Annotated in this window: 22 protein-coding genes and 2 pseudogenes; 13 read left to right on the top strand and 11 right to left on the bottom strand. The window is 58.5% G+C overall.

Annotated elements, in window-relative coordinates; translation table 11 throughout:
• The first annotated feature begins 22 nt into the window (after positions 1–22).
• Genes bioA through RAE19_RS18030 form a run of 5 tightly spaced genes read left to right on the top strand, consistent with a single transcriptional unit; the run spans position 23 to position 5,616 of the window.
• Complete coding sequence (gene bioA / locus RAE19_RS18010; protein WP_313876295.1) at positions 23–1,399, top strand: adenosylmethionine--8-amino-7-oxononanoate transaminase; 1,377 nt, start codon at positions 23–25, stop codon at positions 1,397–1,399.
• Positions 1,365–2,594 carry an 8-amino-7-oxononanoate synthase gene (bioF, locus tag RAE19_RS18015; RefSeq protein ID WP_313876447.1) on the top strand — a complete coding sequence of 410 codons (1,230 nt, stop codon included), beginning with the start codon at positions 1,365–1,367 and terminating at the stop codon, positions 2,592–2,594. Before bioA ends, bioF begins: the two co-directional genes overlap by 35 nt.
• Positions 2,591–3,316 (top strand): dethiobiotin synthase, encoded by a 726-nt coding sequence (bioD, locus tag RAE19_RS18020; protein WP_313876296.1) that lies wholly within the window; start codon positions 2,591–2,593, stop codon positions 3,314–3,316. The genes bioF and bioD overlap by 4 nt, the downstream gene beginning before the upstream one ends.
• Positions 3,317–3,343: 27 nt before the next feature.
• The gene (gene bioB / locus RAE19_RS18025) at positions 3,344–4,378 is read left to right on the top strand and encodes a biotin synthase BioB (RefSeq protein WP_313876297.1); all 1,035 of its coding nucleotides are present in this window, start codon (positions 3,344–3,346) and stop codon (positions 4,376–4,378) included.
• Positions 4,375–5,616, top strand: a complete 1,242-nt coding sequence (locus tag RAE19_RS18030; protein WP_313876298.1) for a cytochrome P450 — start codon at positions 4,375–4,377, stop codon at positions 5,614–5,616. The genes bioB and RAE19_RS18030 overlap by 4 nt, the downstream gene beginning before the upstream one ends.
• 68 nt (positions 5,617–5,684) lie before the next feature.
• Here RAE19_RS18030 and RAE19_RS18035 read toward each other — a convergent pair whose 3' ends face one another.
• The 5 genes from RAE19_RS18035 to RAE19_RS18055 all read right to left on the bottom strand — a co-directional run bounded on the left by RAE19_RS18035 (position 5,685) and on the right by RAE19_RS18055 (position 10,688).
• On the bottom strand, positions 5,685–6,584 hold the full coding sequence (locus RAE19_RS18035; RefSeq protein WP_313876299.1) for a tyrosine-type recombinase/integrase: 900 nt from the start codon (positions 6,582–6,584) through the stop codon (positions 5,685–5,687).
• 108 nt (positions 6,585–6,692) lie between these two features.
• Positions 6,693–8,294 carry an IS66 family transposase gene (gene tnpC, locus RAE19_RS18040; RefSeq protein WP_313872998.1) on the bottom strand — a complete coding sequence of 534 codons (1,602 nt, stop codon included), beginning with the start codon at positions 8,292–8,294 and terminating at the stop codon, positions 6,693–6,695.
• 69 nt (positions 8,295–8,363) lie between these two features.
• Entirely contained in the window at positions 8,364–8,711 is a 348-nt protein-coding gene (gene tnpB / locus RAE19_RS18045; protein ID WP_313873004.1) for an IS66 family insertion sequence element accessory protein TnpB, read from the bottom strand.
• A complete protein-coding gene (locus tag RAE19_RS18050) occupies positions 8,711–9,049 on the bottom strand; it encodes a hypothetical protein (protein WP_313873005.1) in 339 nt (112 codons plus the stop codon). The genes tnpB (RAE19_RS18045) and RAE19_RS18050 overlap by 1 nt, the downstream gene beginning before the upstream one ends.
• 703 nt (positions 9,050–9,752) lie before the next feature.
• The gene (locus RAE19_RS18055) at positions 9,753–10,688 is read right to left on the bottom strand and encodes a DNA-binding protein (protein ID WP_313876300.1); all 936 of its coding nucleotides are present in this window, start codon (positions 10,686–10,688) and stop codon (positions 9,753–9,755) included.
• Positions 10,689–11,006: 318 nt separating this feature from the next.
• On the opposite strand from RAE19_RS18055, the gene tnpB (RAE19_RS18060) reads away from it, so the two are divergent.
• Together tnpB (RAE19_RS18060) and RAE19_RS18065 are read left to right on the top strand one after the other, a co-directional pair.
• On the top strand, positions 11,007–11,279 hold the full coding sequence (tnpB, locus tag RAE19_RS18060) for an IS66 family insertion sequence element accessory protein TnpB (protein WP_313876301.1): 273 nt from the start codon (positions 11,007–11,009) through the stop codon (positions 11,277–11,279).
• 224 nt (positions 11,280–11,503) lie between these two features.
• Entirely contained in the window at positions 11,504–11,638 is a 135-nt protein-coding gene (locus RAE19_RS18065) for an IS66 family transposase (RefSeq protein ID WP_313876448.1), read from the top strand.
• 200 nt (positions 11,639–11,838) lie between these two features.
• On the opposite strand, the pseudogene RAE19_RS18070 reads toward RAE19_RS18065, so the two are convergent.
• Positions 11,839–11,976: pseudogene (locus RAE19_RS18070) on the bottom strand (IS5/IS1182 family transposase); the annotation flags it as partial.
• A 430-nt stretch (positions 11,977–12,406) separates the two neighbouring features.
• On the opposite strand from RAE19_RS18070, the gene RAE19_RS18075 reads away from it, so the two are divergent.
• The 3 genes from RAE19_RS18075 (at position 12,407) to RAE19_RS18085 (ending at position 13,745) form a co-directional block, all read left to right on the top strand.
• A complete protein-coding gene (locus RAE19_RS18075; RefSeq protein WP_313876302.1) occupies positions 12,407–12,805 on the top strand; it encodes a hypothetical protein in 399 nt (132 codons plus the stop codon).
• 11 nt (positions 12,806–12,816) lie between these two features.
• Complete coding sequence (locus RAE19_RS18080; protein WP_313876303.1) at positions 12,817–13,317, top strand: hypothetical protein; 501 nt, start codon at positions 12,817–12,819, stop codon at positions 13,315–13,317.
• Positions 13,318–13,463: 146 nt separating this feature from the next.
• Positions 13,464–13,745 (top strand): hypothetical protein, encoded by a 282-nt coding sequence (locus RAE19_RS18085; protein WP_313876304.1) that lies wholly within the window; start codon positions 13,464–13,466, stop codon positions 13,743–13,745.
• Between the two features lie 134 nt (positions 13,746–13,879).
• Here RAE19_RS18085 and RAE19_RS18090 read toward each other — a convergent pair.
• Positions 13,880–14,374 (bottom strand): annotated as a pseudogene (locus RAE19_RS18090) (Tn3 family transposase); the annotation flags it as partial.
• A gap of 247 nt (positions 14,375–14,621) precedes the next feature.
• Here RAE19_RS18090 and RAE19_RS18095 point away from each other — a divergent pair.
• From RAE19_RS18095 to tnpC (RAE19_RS18105), 3 genes are all read left to right on the top strand, one after another.
• Positions 14,622–14,960, top strand: a complete 339-nt coding sequence (locus RAE19_RS18095; RefSeq protein WP_313873005.1) for a hypothetical protein — start codon at positions 14,622–14,624, stop codon at positions 14,958–14,960.
• Positions 14,960–15,307 carry an IS66 family insertion sequence element accessory protein TnpB gene (gene tnpB, locus RAE19_RS18100; RefSeq protein ID WP_313873004.1) on the top strand — a complete coding sequence of 116 codons (348 nt, stop codon included), beginning with the start codon at positions 14,960–14,962 and terminating at the stop codon, positions 15,305–15,307. The genes RAE19_RS18095 and tnpB (RAE19_RS18100) overlap by 1 nt, the downstream gene beginning before the upstream one ends.
• A 69-nt stretch (positions 15,308–15,376) precedes the next feature.
• The gene (tnpC, locus tag RAE19_RS18105) at positions 15,377–16,978 is read left to right on the top strand and encodes an IS66 family transposase (protein ID WP_313872998.1); all 1,602 of its coding nucleotides are present in this window, start codon (positions 15,377–15,379) and stop codon (positions 16,976–16,978) included.
• 87 nt (positions 16,979–17,065) lie between these two features.
• Here the strand turns inward: tnpC (RAE19_RS18105) and RAE19_RS18110 are convergent, their stop codons facing one another.
• The 4 genes from RAE19_RS18110 to RAE19_RS18125 form a co-directional block, all read right to left on the bottom strand.
• A complete protein-coding gene (locus RAE19_RS18110) occupies positions 17,066–17,272 on the bottom strand; it encodes a hypothetical protein (protein WP_313876305.1) in 207 nt (68 codons plus the stop codon).
• Positions 17,269–17,520 (bottom strand): hypothetical protein, encoded by a 252-nt coding sequence (locus tag RAE19_RS18115; protein WP_313876306.1) that lies wholly within the window; start codon positions 17,518–17,520, stop codon positions 17,269–17,271. Before RAE19_RS18115 ends, RAE19_RS18110 begins: the two co-directional genes overlap by 4 nt.
• Before the next feature lie 22 nt (positions 17,521–17,542).
• Positions 17,543–18,103: a KilA-N domain-containing protein gene (locus tag RAE19_RS18120; protein WP_313876307.1), complete on the bottom strand. Its 561-nt coding sequence runs from the start codon at positions 18,101–18,103 to the stop codon at positions 17,543–17,545.
• A gap of 95 nt (positions 18,104–18,198) precedes the next feature.
• Positions 18,199–18,981: a DEAD/DEAH box helicase gene (locus RAE19_RS18125; protein ID WP_313876308.1), complete on the bottom strand. Its 783-nt coding sequence runs from the start codon at positions 18,979–18,981 to the stop codon at positions 18,199–18,201.
• Positions 18,982–18,999: the final 18 nt, after the last annotated feature.

Raw genomic sequence — 18,999 nt, forward strand, 5'->3', positions numbered from 1 at the left:
GATCAGCCAATAAAACTTTCTCATGAATCTTGCCGACCGAAGCCTGCACGCGATATGGCATCCGTGTACGCAGATGCAGCGCGCTGCACACAGTCCACCCCTGGCCATCCAGCGTGGCCAGGGGCCCTGGTTGTTTGATGACCAGGGGCGTCGCTACTTTGATGCCAACAGCTCCTGGTGGGTCAACTTGTTTGGGCATGCCGATGCGCGCATCAATGCGGCACTGCGTGACCAACTGGACAGTCTGCCCCATGTGATGCTGGCTGGTTGCACCCACGCGCCCGCAGTGGAGCTTGCCGAGCGGCTGTCTGCTATGACAGGCGGCGTACTGGGCCACTGCTTCTTTGGCAGTGACGGTGCCTCGGCGGTGGAAATAGCCTTGAAGATGAGTTTTCACTACTGGCGCAATAGCGAGCGCCCGGCCAAGCAGGAGTTTGTGTGCGTGCGGCAGGGCTACCATGGTGAAACCCTGGGTGCCTTGGCCGTGACCGACGTGAAGGTGTTTCGTGATGCCTACGACCCCCTGCTGCTGCGTGCGCACCAGGTGATGTCGCCCGATGCGCGCCAGGCCGGACCGGATGAGTCTGATGCCGATGTAGCCTTGCGTGCAGTGCAAGACCTTGAGCGTTTGTTCGAGGCACGGCATGAACACATTGCCTCCTTCATCCTGGAGCCGCTGGTGCAGGGTGCCAGCGGCATGGTGATGCATGACCCGGCCTATTTGCGTGCGGTGCGTGCGCTGTGCGACCGCTACCAGATCCATTTGATTGCAGACGAGATTGCGGTGGGCTGTGGCCGCACCGGCACCTTCTTCGCCTTTGAGCAGGCCGCCTTGCCGGGCGATCCGCCCATCTGGCCGGACCTCGTGTGCCTGTCCAAGGGCATTACCGCAGGTTACCTGCCGTTGTCATTAGTGCTGTCGCGTGACTTCATCTATGCGGCCTTTCTCGATGATGAGGTGGCACGCGGCTTTCTGCATTCCCATTCCTACAGCGGCAACGCCTTGGCCTGCCGCGCTGCCCTGGCGGTTCTGGACCGGTTCGAGGTAGACCAGGTGCTGCAAACCAATGCGCAGCGTGCGCTGGACCTTGACCGCGCTCTGGCACCGCTGCGCAAGGACCCGCGTATCGAACATTTCCGGCATCTGGGCATGATCTGGGCCTTTGATGTGCGCGAAAGTGACGCCGGGGTGCGCTTTGCCGAGCGTTTCCATCTGGCCGGGCGCGCGCACGAATTGCTGATTCGCCCGATCGGGCGTACGGTCTATCTGATGCCACCGTATGTACTCGATGATGAACTGTCAAGCTGGTTGGCACACGAGGTCATAGCCACACTGGATGACGTGCTCCAACAACCCCTCCCTGATGCTGATAGACCATTTGTACCGGCAACTGCTTGACCTGGAGTCAAGGGCCTTGCGTCGCCGCTGCGTGATTGCCGAATCACCCTGTGCCCCATTGCAACGCGTGAGCGGCAGCCGCGCAGGAGGCGATGCGCCTGAGCGCAATTTGCTGGGCTTTTGCAGCAACGACTATCTGGGCCTGGCCAACCATCCCTCGCTGGGTGACGCATTGGCAGACGGTGCACGCCGCTATGGTGCGGGCAGCGGGGCCTCCCATCTGGTCAGTGGACATTCGCGTGCCCATGCCGCACTGGCGGAGGAACTGTCCGAATGGATGGGGCCGTATATTCCGCAGGCAGGTGTGCTGACGTTCTGCACCGGCTACATGGCCAACCTAGCGCTGCTCACGGCGCTGGGTGATGCGCAGGCGACATTGTTTGCCGACAAGCTGAACCACGCTTCACTGATTGACGGAGCGCGGTTGGCAAAGGCCGATCTGCAGCGCTTCGCGCACTGCAATTTGTCCGTGCTGGCGCACCAACTGGCGCAGTGCAGCACGCCGATCAAGCTGATAGTGACCGACGCCGTTTTCAGCATGGACGGTGATATGGCGGATTTGCCCGCGCTGCTGGCACTGGCCGAACAGCACGACGCCATGCTGATCGTTGATGACGCCCACGGCTTCGGTGTGCTCGGGCCCCGGGGTCAGGGCAGCCTGGCGCATTTTGGTTTGTGCAGCGATCGCATTATTTACATGGGCACGCTGGGCAAGGCTGCAGGGCTCTCTGGTGCCTTTGTTGCCGCGCACCCGACCGTCATCGAATGGCTGGTTCAGACCGCGCGCACGTATATCTACAGCACGGCCAGTTCACCTGCCATCGCGCATGCGCTGCGTACCAGTTTGGCCCTGGTGGCGGGCGAGGATGGCATGCGACGCCGTGCCGACTTGCAGCAGCGCATTGTCCAGCTGCGTGAAGGTTTGTCGGCCTGCGTGGCCCGGTATGCAGACCGGGGTTGGCAGTTGCCTGAATCGGCGACTGCCATCCAGCCGCTGATTGTTGGCAGCAACGCCGACGCACTGGCACTGGCCGCTTCGCTGGAGGCCCGGGGTCTGTGGGTGCCTGCCATCCGGCCGCCCACCGTGCCGGTCAACACCGCGCGGCTGCGTATCACCTTGTGTGCGACGCATAGCGCAGAGGATGTAAGCCGTCTGCTGGACGCCTTGGACCAGGCTGCAAAGGATCTGCCATGAGCCAGCCGTTCTTGCCGTCTGTGCGCGGCTGCTTTGTCACAGGCACCGACACCGGCGTTGGCAAGACCTGCATCAGCGCGGGGTTGCTGCACTGGTGTGCACAACAGGGCTGGCGCAGTGCCGGGCTGAAGCCGGTGGCCGCCGGTATGGAATGGATAAATGATGAATACATCAATGAAGATGTGCGCGCCTTGCGCCAGGCCAGTTCGCCAGGCTTGACGGATGCGGATGTAGGACCATATCAGTTTGAAGCGGCTTGTGCGCCCCACATCGCGGCGCAACGCGAAGGTCGCGTCATCGAACGGAACGTCATCTTGCGCAGTGCGCAGGCATTGGCGTCGCGTTCCGATGTGCTGGTGGTGGAAGGCGTTGGTGGGTTTCGTGTGCCACTGGCGCCTGGCTGGGACACGGCAGATCTGGCCAGCGACCTTGGTCTGCCGGTGGTGCTGGTGGTAGGGTTGCGTCTGGGGTGCATCAACCATACCTTGCTCAGTGCCGAGGCCATTGTGCATCGCGGCCTGCGTCTGGTGGGCTGGATTGGCAATGTGCTGGAGCCCGACATGCCCTCGCTGGACGACAATGTCGCCTGCCTGCGCGAAAGCCTTGGGCAGCAATTCCGGACGCCCTGTCTGGGCCTGGTGCCGCGCCTGGCGGATGCCAGCGCCGCTTCAGTGCGGGCACACCTGGTGGATACCGGTCTTCAGGCCGTTTTTGGCAAGTGAATTCTTCTATTTTTTGAAAGTGCAGAGATGAATACAGTGAGTCCCATCGACATTTCTGGCCTGCGAAATCGTGCGCTTGCGCAACCGGACCAGCCAGTGCGCTGGAGCGTGGCTGAAGTGGAAGCCCTGTTCGCCTTGCCGTTCATGGACCTGATGTTTCGTGCACAGCAGGTGCATCGCGACACCTTTGATCCCAATGAAGTGCAGCTATCCACGTTGCTTTCCATCAAGACCGGGGGATGCAGTGAAGATTGTGGCTATTGCCCCCAGTCCGCACACCACGACACGGGACTGCCCGCCAGCAAACTGATGCCTTTGGATGAGGTGGTGGAGGCGGCCAGGGCGGCCCAGGCCCAGGGCGCCACGCGCTTTTGCATGGGCGCGGCATGGCGCAGTCCAAAAGAGCGCGACATGGAGCAGGTCACAGAGATGGTGCGTTCGGTACGCTCGCTCGGCCTGGAGACTTGCATGACCCTAGGTATGCTGGATGGGTCGCAGGCGCAATCATTGAAGGATGCCGGCCTGGACTACTACAACCACAACCTGGACAGTTCCCCCGAATTCTACGGCAACATCATCTCCACCCGCACCTACCAGGAGCGGCTCGATACGCTGGACCATGTACGCCAGGCGGGCATCTACGTCTGCTGTGGCGGGATTGTGGGCATGGGCGAGAGCCGTCTGCAACGCGCTGGGCTGATTGCGCAGCTCGCCAATCTGGATCCCTGCCCGGAGTCGGTGCCTATCAACAACCTGGTCGCGGTTGAAGGCACACCCTTGGCGGGTGCTGCGCCCATCGATCCGTTTGAGTTCGTGCGCACCATAGCGGTGGCGCGCATCACTATGCCACGCAGCATGGTGCGTCTGTCCGCAGGACGTGAGCAGATGGACGAAGCATTACAGGCCCTGTGCTTTGCTGCGGGTGCCAACTCCATCTTCTATGGCGACAGGCTGCTCACCACCAGCAACCCGCAGGCCGAACGGGACCGGGCACTGCTCGCGCGCCTGGGTCTGCGCGTGCTAGGCGAAAGGCCGGCGGCACGCCCGACCGAAGCCGCATGAATGCCGTACTAACGCCGTCTGTAGTCCACCACGAACGCCCCATCGTCAGCGCCGCCTTTCTGACAGATCCGTATCCAGCCTACCGGGCGCTGCGGGAAGCGGGCCCCATCCATTGGAGCGAGGAGTTCTTTGGTGGCGCCTGGTTGCTGTCCCGGCATGCTGATGTCGAGGCGGTGCTGCGTGATCCACGCTTCTCGGCACAACGCACCGGTGGTTGGGTCAACGATGTGGCGCAGGAGCGTGGAGAGCTAGCTGGGTTTCAAAAGTTGTTTGCGCGCGCCTTGCTGTTTCTGGATGGCGGTGACCATGCACGTTTACGTGCCGTAATGCAACCTGCATTCCGGCCCGATGCGTTGGCCCGTCTGCGCCCTGGAATCGAGCGCATTGCAACAGAACTGCTGCAGGGTTTGGAGCAGGAAGCGTCTTTTGACTTCATCGAGAAAGTGGCCAGACCCTTGCCCGTGCGCGTGATCTCGCGCATTCTCGGGATTGAAGGGGCAGACCGCGATGAAGTAATGGCGTGGTCGGACGACCTGGCCGTTTTCATCGGCGCGCCCGACCCGACGCGTGAGCAGGCACGCAAGGCTCAGAGCAGCCTGCTGGCCATGACACGCTATCTGCAGGACCAGCTTGCTACGCGACGGAAGTCAGCGGGCGATGATCTTCTGAGTGCGTTGCTGCGTGCCGCAGACGGTGGCGACCTGCGCGGAGAGGCCGAGTTGCTGGCGCAATGCGCCATGCTGTTGTTTGCCGGACATGAAACCACCCGCAATCTGCTGGGCAACGGTATCCAGGCGCTGCTAAGCCATCCGCAGCAGTGGCAACTTCTACGCCAGCACCCGAATCGGGTGCCGAACGCGGTGCGCGAACTGCTGCGCTTTGACAGCCCAGTGCAGTACACCGGCCGACGGGTCGTCACCGATCTGACACTGCACGGCCAAAGGCTGTGTCGGGGCGATTTGGTGATTGCGCTAATAGGCGCAGCCAACCGTGATCCGGCACGCCATGTGCAGCCGGACACCTTGGACATACAACGGGCGGATCCCGGTGCACTGTCATTCGGCTCTGGAGCGCATGTGTGTCTGGGCGCCGCTCTGGCCCGCCTGGAGGCGGAGGTGGTGCTGCGCCGCTTGCTCACTCTACATCCAAATCTGCTATTCGCCAGCACGGTGCCCCAGTGGGGTAGCAATCCAGCTTACCGAGGTCTTGTCATGCTGCCGGTGCGCAGTGGCCAATAGTCGTAGTTGTTTGGCCTAGTTGCACATATCGTAGATCGCCTTTCACTGACCTTAGCGCTGTGTTGAGCTTATGCCGATTTCAATGGTTCCGTAAATCCTGCTTCCACAAACTCCCTCAACTGCGCCAAATCCGTCTTGGCGTAAGCGGCTGTTGTCTGCACCGAGGCATGACCCAGCAGTGCCTGCGCCGCAGGCAACGGGATCCGTTTTTCCACCACCAACGTTCTGGCATAGGCATGGCGCAACCAGTGCGGGGATACGGTACGCAGCAAGGCACTACCCTGCGGATCACTTTGGGCAATCTCCGTGGCCACTGCCATCAGTACCGCCTTGACCTCGTCATAGAGTCCGCGAGCACCCAGGTATCCAGACTTTTCTCCATGCAGAAGGGGGACTTGTTCAAGCTCATCGGGCCGCTCAGGCAAGCCACGAGCCTCGCGGTATTTCAGCAAAGAGTCCTTGCAAATCGAGGGCAAAGGGATCTGGCGGACCTTGCTGCCTTTGCCAACGACCGTCAGCGTCATGGCGCCCGCTCGGTCGTGCTCTATGCGTGGCAGGCACAGTGATGGATTCCATGCCAACTCAGCCAGTCGAGCACCACTGAATCGAAAGAGATGCCAGATTGCACAGCGGCGCAACGCGGCAACATCCACCGCTTGCGGCGTCTGCAGGCTGCTGTTTACCCATGCATCGCACCGCACTAGCAGTTCCGAACTCACCATGCGTGCGGGAGCAAATCCGGCCTGCGCCCTGGATCCACCGGTAAGACCCGCCGCAGGGTTGCCCTGCAAGTACCCAGTGTTGTGCCAGTACCGGTAGAGACTTGCCACCACGGCAATGGAGCGTGCCTGCGTTCTCTCGGATCCGGCCACCTTGGATGTGGATGGTGCCATTTGTGTACTGGCGGGCGGCACTATTTGCAGCTGCGACTTGTATTGAAGCAAGTCCTGGCGGGTCAAATCTGACATCGGCCCCAGTTGCTTCTTCTGGCACCAGGCAACTAGGCGTTCTAGCTCTTTGGTGTACGCCCGCCAAGTGTGCCTGGAGCGTAACCGGTCACTGTCCGGCGTTATTGCCTACGTTACCAAACCGTGTAATGGTGAACGCAATGGATTCTCGGCGAAGTGCTGCTTCCATTGACGAGGCGTCAGTTCTGAAACTCTGGAGGCGGGGTGGTGGCCTACGCGTTGCAAGACATCAACCAGGTAGGTGTAGGGGTCAATGTCATGTAAACGGCATGTCACGATCAGGCTCTGCATGATGCCCGCGCGCTTGGCGCCCACCTCCGTCCAGCAGAATAACCAATTGCGCCTGCCCATTGGTATCGCGCGCAAGGCGCGTTCCAGATGGTTCGTATCCATGGCCACATCCGCATCGCCCAGAAACACCTGCAGTTGCGCGCGGCGCTCGCGTGCATAGGCCAATGCCTTGGTCAACGGATTGCTGGGCAGGAAGCCTTGCCGCTCGAACTGCAAATCCACCCATTCAAAGAAGTTCTGCACCAGCGGTTTGCTGTGGCTTAGACGGTGCTCTCGTTTGGCATCCCCGTAGAGGTCACGTTCACGAATGGCTTCTTCCTGGGCGTAAATCTCGCCAATTTGCTGCAGCGCCTGGCCAGCGGCCTGTGGCTCGGCCCCTAGAGCTTCAAAGAAGCCACGCCTGCAGTGCGCCCAGCATTGGGCATGCGTAATGCCGGTCTTGGCAGCGTAACGTGCATAGGCCTCATAGCCGTCAGTGAGCAACACGGCATCTGTGGCCCCTGGCAGCCCCAATGCCTGCTGTACGTGCTCGTGGCGGCGCGACTCGAAATAGGCAAAGCACACCTCATCGAGTTCGCCGTACACAGGCCAGAAGTAGGCCGCCTTCATCTTGCCGGGCCCACTGCGCCCGGCCTTGATGGGGGTCTCGTCCATTGCCTTGACCCGGCTGTTGCGGATCGACTCGAGCTGCGTGTCGTAAATCGGCTCCAGCAGGGAAATGGTCTTTTGCGCCAGTTGCGTCAGCCACGCCCGGCTGAGTTTGAAGCCCGCTTGGCTCAGGCGCTGGTGCTGCCGGTACAGCGGAATGTGCCAGGCAAACTTGTCAACAACAACGCCTGCGAGCAAGCTCACGTCAGCGCGGCTGCCCTCAATGATGCCTGTTGGCGCGCCCGCACAGTGCAGGGTTTGCGTGTCGTGGCGCTTGATGACAGAGCGCACATACTTCAGCACCACATAGGCACCGGGGCGCTGTGCCAAGCGGTGGCTGACCTTCTGGCTGACAACCTCGTACTGATCGGGCGAGAGGTCTTTGGTCTCGGGGTTGGCCAGCTCGATGGTGTGCACGGGCACCTTGGTTTCGTCAAAGAACGATGCGGGCGTGCCCTCGTCGGCAAAGTTGCTGCGGGGTTTGCGTCGCTGGTGTGCAGGGATGGTGTTGGAGTCGGAGTCGGCTTCGGGCGCATCAGTGGCAGGGAGGTCGCCCAGGAGTTGCCCCAGGTGCATTTGCTGCGCATCGGGCAAGGGTGCAAAGCGCTCGCTCTTCTTGCCAAAGAGTTGGCGTTTGAACCATTCGAGCTGCTGCTCCAGCGCGCTGATGCTGGCGGCCTGTGCTTGCAGTGTCTGCGCGATGCTCTGCGGCGACAGCCCCATGACCGTTTCGACGGTAAATGTGGGAGTGCTGGTATTGGGCATCGACATGGGCCTTATCTTGCGGCCTTTAGGGACAAAGCAAAAGAGTGCTTCTCCGGATTGAAAATGGGCACATCGTCACCTCCGCGCAGGGTGTTGGTAGCGTTTGTGGCGTCGGCGCACTTCGATGCCTTCGAGCATCAGTTTGAGCGCCGTGCAGTCGATCTCGCCACTGCCGCCTTGAACGCCTTTACGGGAGAACTTGCCGCTCTCCAAACGCTTGCACCACAGGCACCAGCCGCTGCGGTCAAAGTACAGCACCTTCATCTGTGTTTGCCGCCGGTTGATGAAAACAAACATGTGTCCGGCCAGCACATCCACTTCAAACCCCTGGCGTGCCAGAGCGTACAAGCCGTCGTAGGACTGGCGCATATCGGCAGCTTGGCCATACAGGAACACGCGAATGCGGCCCTCGGGAAAGAACATTACCGGCGTACCAGATGCAAACTCATGCCCGAGCCGAGTTCGATGCGTAACTCCATGGCTCCATTGCCGCTGCCGTGCACTCCAGCAAGGTCGCCCAGATCAACGAACGCCGCCTTCGGCACGGTGGTGGGGGCTACCTTGTTCGTTCGCAGCGGGGACGCGATTCCCCTCTGTTTATTCCTAAGCGTGCGTCGGCGAGCAAGGCTGCTGCGACTGATGCCTTCGCGGCTGCAAAATTCATCTATCGTCAATCCAGCGCGGTCAAAACGATCCAGTACCTCAGCCCAAGTCTGTTCACTCAACACTGCACGCCTGAGCACGCTCTGCGTCTCTTCCATATCCGACCCCGTCCTGTTTGTTGATCAGGGCGCATTCTTTGGTACCTGCAATCAGTTCGCAAGAACGCCGGACAGTGACCGGTTACCCTGGAGCGTTGCGTGCGTTCGCGCAAAAACGCCCCCAGCGCCGCGTAGTCATCCACCGCCCCCAAGGTGTTGGTGTGTTCATGGGGATTAAAAAGCCGTCCCGTCCTTTGCAACCACGCACGCACGGGTGGCGCAAATGGAACAGGCTGGGTATCCGCAGGGACCTGGTCTGCTGCTGATAGGGTATGCACGTTCGCTAGCTTGAAGCGTGTCTTGTGTGACTTGAGCACCGCCAGGACAATGGCCTTTGGATCTGGGGCCTCCTGGGCGTGCACCACATGCAACTTGCCCTTCTGCCAGTATTCCACAACAGATTGCGCATCAATCAGGAGCTTGCAAACCCGTGGCTTGGCGCGCCGAGCATCCGGCAGTGCCCCATATACCTGGATCAAGCGCTGCCAATTCCAGCGCTCGTACACGGGATGTATCAATGCACTGGCAAGGTAGGGGGCGGCCAGTTCCGGATCGTCTGGGACTGCCTGCGCAGGTATGACGCCATGGTCCACCCAAAGCGTTGCCGCTACCGCCCGTGCTGCAGTCGCTGCATGGTCAAATACTACATGGCCCTTCTGGCCCACATCCTGCATCTTACGCATGGCACAGAGCAATCGGCCGTTTAATCACGTCCAGGACCTTTGGCGGATGCGCGCCGCTTGGACTGGTTCGGCGGAACGACTAAAACCTTCTCGCCGGTGCGGGCCTTGAGAAACTCGTCCACCTGGATTTTGAGAGAGGTGTTGATGTATTTGAGGGCCGAAACTTCGCCGGCCGCCTTGTCGCGCTGGCTACGCACCTCCAGCAAATCGGCCTCCAGCTGCTCGATGCGCCCTGATAGAGACGCTTCACGCTTTTCGGCAAACTTGGCTTGGGTTGTCATGCGCGTGACTTCGACCTGCGCGGCCTGGCGCTGCTGAGCGGTTTCCTGTAACAGTTGCTTGGACAGGCCATCGTAGCGTTCGCGCGCGGCGGCTATTGCCCCGGTCTGTTCTGTCGCAAGCGACTGCTGGGCCGCCTGCAGCGCAGCTTCGCGCTCCCGGCTGGCGTCCAGTTCTCTTTGAAGTCCGGCGTTCTGGTCGGCAAGTACTGCCATTTGCGACGTGGCCTGGGCCAATTGGGCATTGTGCTCAGCGGTGGCCGAGCGCATTTCCGCGAGTTCCTGCAGCAGAACCTGGTTGCGCAGTTGCTCTTCCACGAGAGCACTCTTGGCGGCATCGGCGATGCTGTGGGCATCTTTTTTGAGCTGAAGGACTTCTGTGAGCTGAACCCCTACTGCGGCCTGCCACAACTGCGCCATGAGTGCGGCAATGTCAGCAGGTAAGTCCGGGATGGACAACTGTTGGGCGTCCGATCCGATGAAGTCTTTTTCAACGGCGTTGATTTCGTGGGCGATGGTGGCCGGGTTGCCACCTCCCAGGCGTTCGCGCACCTTGCGCACCGAGACGGCTCTGCGAAAGGAGATTGACGACGCTCCACTGGAGAGTCCTGACTCGCGCAACAGGATACTGATGGTTTCGCGCACTTGGGCAGGGGTGGCAATAGAAGGACGGGGCATAGCGTAAAAACAGACTTGTATAACGGTTTAGTCTAACGTTAGTTACCCGTTTTAACGATCAATTTAAAGCCTTCATCGCTGATAATCATTATTATCAGAGCTATTGGAGCGTTGAACCGAGTTAGACGTCGCTCATCCGGCCAGGTAGGGCCTGAAAAGGCTACAAAAACGGAGGTTGGAGGGGGTCAGAGAACCCAGTATCCATGCGGGTTACGAAAGGTCATGGTCTGGAAACCCGCATGAATAGGGGCTTCCCAAACGTCCTAAATCGCATCAAAAACAAGGGGACCCCTCACTGGCCGGTACGGTGGCTCGCGCATGATCCGTATCGACGCGCTGTGGCTGTGCACGCATTCGCAGGACATGCGTGCCGGAGCCGACCGGTTGCTCAGCGTAGTGGTCAACACTTTGGGCCAGGCGCAGGCCCATCACGGTTACTTGTTTGCCAATGCTCGGGCCAGTCGCATCAAGCTGCTGGTGCATGACGGCTTTGGTGTGTGGTGCGCCAACCGGCGCCTGCACTGCAGCTCAGTCGCCAGCAATTTGACGCTCTGGTGCTGGGTCTTCCATGGCAGCGACTGGAGGAATTGAGCGTCATCAACCGCACCTGATGGAGGGGTGCTATCACCGCAGCTGCGCTTGGATTCGTTGACATCGCATTCGCTAATAGTCTGAACGTTTTGACTCGGGCATCATTGCACCATGTCCAGCAATTGCGCCCCTTCCATTGATCTAACCCAGGTCACTGCGGAGGTGGTGGCGCTGATCGTACAGTTACAACGTAAGCCCGCGAGATTGCGCTGCGCGATGCCCGTCTGGCCCTTGTGCCCTTGTACGAAGCACTGCGGCACTTCATTCTGAGCGCCTTGGTGCTACATGCCGACGAAACACAGGTGTCGCTGCTCGATCCCAGCGCGGGCATGATGCGCAAGGCCTATGTCTCGGCCTAGGCGCGCAGCCACCATGATCCGCACCCCGGGGTATGGCTGCCGCTTGAATAATGGACCAAGGGGGGAAATTACGAGCGGCATTGACAACACTCACGACCGCCCGAATATGGCCCTTGGCGGTTTCACCCCAATGCAGCACTTGGCCATGGCTGCATAACCTTTCCACTTTTAGGCCCGGTGGAAATCGGGGGGATTACCCCCGCAGGCGCATGCGGTTGGATCAGTCCAACCAACTCCGTCCAGCGAACCACCAGGTTTATCTCGTCAAGGAACTCACGCTTGCGCGTGCGCTTGGTGGCCAATTCGAAACCGGTCGTGGCAAGGCTTTGCTGTTTCATTTGTCGTTAGCGGTCAAAGCGCTAACTTGTGCAGACCATCCCTAGCATCCATGCAGGTTGTGGAGGTTTTGCGGGGCCGACAAGATATGAGAACCTACTTAGTAAAACAAATTTACTTGATTGCGATTTTCTTGTGGGATAGTTCGAAGAAACCCAAAAAATTTTCGCGGCAAGTGGCATTCGGAGTAGAAGATTTTTGCTTGATATATTTAATATCGAAATACCACACTGCACCGTTTTCGACACATGCATAAATGCAAGATTTGGAAAGAAGAAAATTTCAAGTTGACATACTTTTTGAGTAAACTTATGCAAATTGAATCAAGAAAGGTATTCAATACTTTTTTTGGTGGGGTTGTTGCCTATGTCGCATCGTGTTTATATTTTCTCAAGCAATTTAGTCAAGAGGTGTTACATGCGCAGATGGGAGTTGCAAGTCTGGGCCTTTGTTGTGTTTTTGGCGGGATGTGCTACAAGCAACGAAGCATCAATCGAGCCTAGTGAGAGGAGCCGCCTCACGATAGGCCAGGTGCAGATGGCGCTTAAAAGTAACGAGACTAATCAAGCAGAAGTTTTAGAGGCTTTCGGAGCTCCAAATTTAGTCACTGTAAACAGCGAGGGCGAAGAGGTATGGACGTATCAGCACAATGCTACCCTTGCAAACTCAAGTAGCAGCAATATTTTGGGGACCATCATTGTCCTTGGGGGAACTAAAAATATTTCAGGTTTTGAGCAAAGCAGCCGCACTATGACCCTCATTATTAAGTTCCGCATGATTGAAGGAGTCAAACGCGTTAGCTCATTCTATTCTAGAACTTCTTCATTTTAATATTTACCTACATGAGAAAACTCGCCATTTTTTCTTTCATTTTTGCTTCAAGTTTACTGCCTGGATGTATAACGCTAGATTCTTCAGACGAAAAGTCTGCGCTTGAAATTCAGGCTATACAAGCCCGAGTCTTTGAAGCAGACCGCCCGTTAGCATTCCGTTCAATTTTATCAGTTTTACAGGATCTTGGTTACGTTATTCAGTCAGCAAGTCTTGAGTCTGGTGTAATTACCGCTCAGTCACCGATAAAAGCAGAAACTTGGAGCAGCATTGGTCTAGGCGTATCTGTGGCAGGTCTGCGCAACGAAGTGAGGACTTACGTCACTGCAACAACTGAAGAATTTCACTCCAAGCAAACGCGCGTTCGCCTTACTTTTGTAGAAAGGCGCGTGAGCAGTTCAATTCAAGGACAGCAGTCAACCGATGAAAGTGTGGTGCTTGACGTCAGGACCTATGAGCAGGTTTTCTCAAAGATCGGCGATGCGATTTTTATGCGGGCAGTTCAACGTTGAACTCAGGAAAGCCGCTCATTCTTTCACATTCTAAAAGGTAGATATTTAACACAACCGAGATCTGTCGTTTTTTACTGCTAAGTGGTCGTCCCTGAAAGATCCACTTTCAGCCCACCAGCGAGTTCATGAGACCGGAGTTTCTCGGATTGACGGTTAAGATTCCTCATAATTTGCGCTGCAAATCGGTGAAATCGATCCTGCCCGCAGCCTGCAACAGCCGTAAAAAAATGGCCCAATCATTTTTTGACGATCATCCGCAGCAACCAGCGAATGTTGCAGATCGGCTCGCACAGCACGGCGTGCAAACTGTTACCGTCCACGCCTTTGAAGTGGCAGCGATTCATCCGGTGGTCCGCTTTGAGGTGGCCGATGATCGGGTCAATGGCTTGCCGGCGCTTGAGCATCTTCTTTTCTTGCTCGGTCAGTGACTTGAACTTGCCGCGGTACGGCTTTTACCCTTGGAGATGCATTCAAATTCCGGCGCATGCCAGCTGTAGAGCTTACCTAGCTTGCCGGGGTTCTACTTGCTGGGGTCGCCTCAGAAAACGGAAAAAATCGTACGCTAAGCCGGTTTCAGTGGTCGTAGCGGCCTGAACTTGCCTGCACCGATTTTGGCGCTGCTGCGCCAGAGGTAATCGCCGGTCAGGATGATGTGCTCCCTGCACAGCGGCGACAGGTACTGCAAAAGCGTGTCATCAATGGCCATGCCGTGACCATGCAAAGCGTTTGCGGCCCTCTCCAGATAGACCGTGTTCCACAGTACGATGGAGGCAGTCACCAGGTTCAAGCCACTGGCCCGGTAGCACTGCTGCTCGAAGCCGCGGTCACGGATTTCACCAAGTCGGTTGAAGAACACAGCGCGAGCCAGCGCATTGCGCGCCTCACCCTTGTTCAGCCCGGTATGCACACGGCGGCGCAATTCGACGCTTTGCAGCCAGTCTAGGATGAACAGCGTGCGCTCAATGCGCCCCAACTCACGCAGGGCAATGGCCAACCCGTTCTGACGCGGGTAGCTGCAGAGCTTGCGCAGCATCAACGAGGCTGTCACCGAACCCTGCTGTCTCATTTGTACAAGAGCTAAGAACTCCATCTCTCAGGGGCAACCTCAGTTCTGCCATGAGCATGCTCAGGTGAGCAGCGATGCGCTGCGCCTTGGTGCGGCCAATGCTAGGCAATTGCCGCCACCAGCGGCCACCAGTTGCAATGCGTTCTTGCAATGTAACCGGTCACTGTCCGGCGTTCTTGCGAACTGATTGCAGGTACCAAAGAATGCGCCCTGATCAACAAACAGGACGGGGTCGGATATGGAAGAGACGCAGAGCGTGCTCAGGCGTGCAGTGTTGAGTGAACAGACTTGGGCTGAGGTACTGGATCGTTTTGACCGCGCTGGATTGACGATAGATGAATTTTGCAGCCGCGAAGGCATCAGTCGCAGCAGCCTTGCTCGCCGACGCACGCTTAGGAATAAACAGAGGGGAATCGCGTCCCCGCTGCGAACGAACAAGGTAGCCCCCACCACCGTGCCGAAGGCGGCGTTCGTTGATCTGGGCGACCTTGCTGGAGTGCACGGCAGCGGCAATGGAGCCATGGAGTTACGCATCGAACTCGGCTCGGGCATGAGTTTGCATCTGGTACGCCGGTAATGTTCTTTCCCGAGGGCCGCATTCGCGTGTTCCTGTATGGCCAAGCTGCCGATATGCGCCAGTCCTACGACGGCTTGTACGCTCTGGCACGCCAGGGGTTTGAAGTGGATGTGCTGGCCGGACACATGTTTGTTTTCATCAACCGGCGGCAAACACAGATGAAGGTGCTGTACTTTGACCGCAGCGGCTGGTGCCTGTGGTGCAAGCGTTTGGAGAGCGGCAAGTTCTCCCGTAAAGGCGTTCAAGGCGGCAGTGGCGAGATCGACTGCACGGCGCTCAAACTGATGCTCGAAGGCATCGAAGTGCGCCGACGCCACAAACGCTACCAACACCCTGCGCGGAGGTGACGATGTGCCCATTTTCAATCCGGAGAAGCACTCTTTTGCTTTGTCCCTAAAGGCCGCAAGATAAGGCCCATGTCGATGCCCAATACCAGCACTCCCACATTTACCGTCGAAACGGTCATGGGGCTGTCGCCGCAGAGCATCGCGCAGACACTGCAAGCACAGGCCGCCAGCATCAGCGCGCTGGAGCAGCAGCTCGAATGGTTCAAACGCCAACTCTTTGGCAAGAAGAGCGAGCGCTTTGCACCCTTGCCCGATGCGCAGCAAATGCACCTGGGGCAACTCCTGGGCGACCTCCCTGCCACTGATGCGCCCGAAGCCGACTCCGACTCCAACACCATCCCTGCACACCAGCGACGCAAACCCCGCAGCAACTTTGCCGACGAGGGCACGCCCGCATCGTTCTTTGACGAAACCAAGGTGCCCGTGCACACCATCGAGCTGGCCAACCCCGAGACCAAAGACCTCTCGCCCGATCAGTACGAGGTTGTCAGCCAGAAGGTCAGCCACCGCTTGGCACAGCGCCCCGGTGCCTATGTGGTGCTGAAGTATGTGCGCTCTGTCATCAAGCGCCACGACACGCAAACCCTGCACTGTGCGGGCGCGCCAACAGGCATCATTGAGGGCAGCCGCGCTGACGTGAGCTTGCTCGCAGGCGTTGTTGTTGACAAGTTTGCCTGGCACATTCCGCTGTACCGGCAGCACCAGCGCCTGAGCCAAGCGGGCTTCAAACTCAGCCGGGCGTGGCTGACGCAACTGGCGCAAAAGACCATTTCCCTGCTGGAGCCGATTTACGACACGCAGCTCGAGTCGATCCGCAACAGCCGGGTCAAGGCAATGGACGAGACCCCCATCAAGGCCGGGCGCAGTGGGCCCGGCAAGATGAAGGCGGCCTACTTCTGGCCTGTGTACGGCGAACTCGATGAGGTGTGCTTTGCCTATTTCGAGTCGCGCCGCCACGAGCACGTACAGCAGGCATTGGGGCTGCCAGGGGCCACAGATGCCGTGTTGCTCACTGACGGCTATGAGGCCTATGCACGTTACGCTGCCAAGACCGGCATTACGCATGCCCAATGCTGGGCGCACTGCAGGCGTGGCTTCTTTGAAGCTCTAGGGGCCGAGCCACAGGCCGCTGGCCAGGCGCTGCAGCAAATTGGCGAGATTTACGCCCAGGAAGAAGCCATTCGTGAACGTGACCTCTACGGGGATGCCAAACGAGAGCACCGTCTAAGCCACAGCAAACCGCTGGTGCAGAACTTCTTTGAATGGGTGGATTTGCAGTTCGAGCGGCAAGGCTTCCTGCCCAGCAATCCGTTGACCAAGGCATTGGCCTATGCACGCGAGCGCCGCGCGCAACTGCAGGTGTTTCTGGGCGATGCGGATGTGGCCATGGATACGAACCATCTGGAACGCGCCTTGCGCGCGATACCAATGGGCAGGCGCAATTGGTTATTCTGCTGGACGGAGGTGGGCGCCAAGCGCGCGGGCATCATGCAGAGCCTGATCGTGACATGCCGTTTACATGACATTGACCCCTACACCTACCTGGTTGATGTCTTGCAACGCGTAGGCCACCACCCCGCCTCCAGAGTTTCAGAACTGACGCCTCGTCAATGGAAGCAGCACTTCGCCGAGAATCCATTGCGTTCACCATTACACGGTTTGGTAACGTAGGCAATAACGCCGGACAGTGACCGGTTACCTTGCAATTGCGCCAGGATCACCATGTCAGCGCTGAGCAGTTTGGCGGCGGTGATGTTGTCAAACCAGCCAGAGATCGCATCGGCGGGCCACTGCTCGCACGGCATCGCGAGTCTCCATATGAGCAACTTTGACCTGGTGGCCGTGCTCCACACCTAGGTAGCGCTTGGCCGCATCCAAAACGGGCAAGCCTTCTGCCACCGCACGCAGATGGGCGAAATGGTTTAGTCCAAGACGGCGTACATAAGCAGGCTTGGTGGCCATCATGGCAAACGCGATGGAGTGCCCAGTTGTTTGACCGACTCCAACGCGATCAGCGAGCGCATCTGCGTGATGGCAATCGCATTGAGCTGCTTCAAGCGCTCGGAGGGCGCTATGCCCTGATGGATGAGCACGGCGTTGATGCTCTCCATGTTGGACAGCACGATCAACTGCTCCAGTGTGGCCGCATCGCGCATGTTGCCCGCAGCTTTGGGATTGGCCTCACGCGATTGAGCCGCGGTCACGCCGAACATGGCCACATTCAGCAGGTCGGCCTCACTGGCGTAGATGGTGGCCGTTTTGAGCCTTGGTCAACTGGCGGGGCACCAAGTGCTCCTTGATGGCGTCGGTATGGATACGGTAGTTGACCTTGGCCAGGGTGCGTTGGAAATTCCACTCAACAGAGGCTGCACGGGCCTCTTCGTCCTTGAGACGCTGGAATTCCGTGATCAGGTAGAGCTTGAACTCAGGACTAAGCCACGAGCCGAATTCAAAAGCGATGTCACGGTGCGCGTAGGTGCCGCCACCTCGCCCGGCTTTGGCATACAAGCCAATCGCTCCGGTGGCCTCAACCCATTTGGAGGGCGACAGCGAAAAGCTGTTCAGTCCGGCTTGGGATTTAAACCTCTCGAATTCGAGAGGTTTAAAGGCAGGGTTGTTGATCCGCTCCCACACGCCCAGAAACTCAACGGTGTTTCGGTTGCGCAGCCAGCCGTAGGGGACGCTCTCGTCGCCAAAGCGTTTGACCATATCGGTCAGCGAGATGTAGTCCTGCTCATGGCGGGTAATGAAGGTGACTGGAGTGCCTTGGACACTCAGGCTGCGAGTTTTGGTCATGAATTTGGTGGCAAAGAGCAATTTTGACGGCAAAATTTAATCTAAGATAATTGTCATTATCTTAGATTCATCGATGCAAGTTTCGGGTCTTACGCCTACCAAGCTGCTGATTGTTGAAGCCGATAGCCCATCGCCCGATACCCAATTTGCCGTTTGTCCCACATCCGCAGTAGCGCCGGATGGCCGGTATCCACAAAGTCGATGATCCGCACATCGGTCTTGCCCGCGTGTTCACGGTGCAGGCGCCCCGCATACTGCTGTAACGTGCCCTTGCAGGACACTGGCATGGCCAGGACCAAGGTGTCGAGCGGTGGGTGGACAAAGCCCCCACCAACCAGCTTTCCGGTGGAAAGCAGGACGCGCGGTGCGTTGGGCGGCAGCGCATCCAGATCTGCCACCAGAGCAGCACGTTGCCTCCCGGACATTCGCCCATGCAAGACGAATGGTGGCGGCTGAAGATCGTCGAGTACTCCTTTGATGGCATCAAGGTGCTCTGTGCGCTCGGTCAAAACCAACACCTTGCGACCCCGTGTGACTGCATCCCGGACCTCCACAGCGATGGCGACTGTGCGATCCCGATCGTTGGCCAGATGACGAAAGACATCCTGAATGCCGCCATCGGCAGGCAAATCTAGCCGTCCATGGCATGGGCATGGCACCACCTCCAGGTCGTGTGGAGCACCGGTCGGCTGCGCCGCTGTGTAGCGGATTGGCCCACACTGCATGAAGATGATCGGCTGCTGCCCATCACGGCGGATCGGCGTGGCAGTTAAGCCCCGGATGTATTTCGCCTTGGTGCGCCTCAAGATGGCGTCAAAGGAAAACGCTCCGACATGGTGACACTCATCGACAATGACTTGCCCGTAGTTTTCGACCAACGGATTGACCTCCCCTGA

Origin of the sequence: Rhodoferax potami (genome assembly GCF_032193805.1) — a bacterium.
GTDB lineage: Bacteria > Pseudomonadota > Gammaproteobacteria > Burkholderiales > Burkholderiaceae_C > Allorhodoferax > Allorhodoferax potami_A.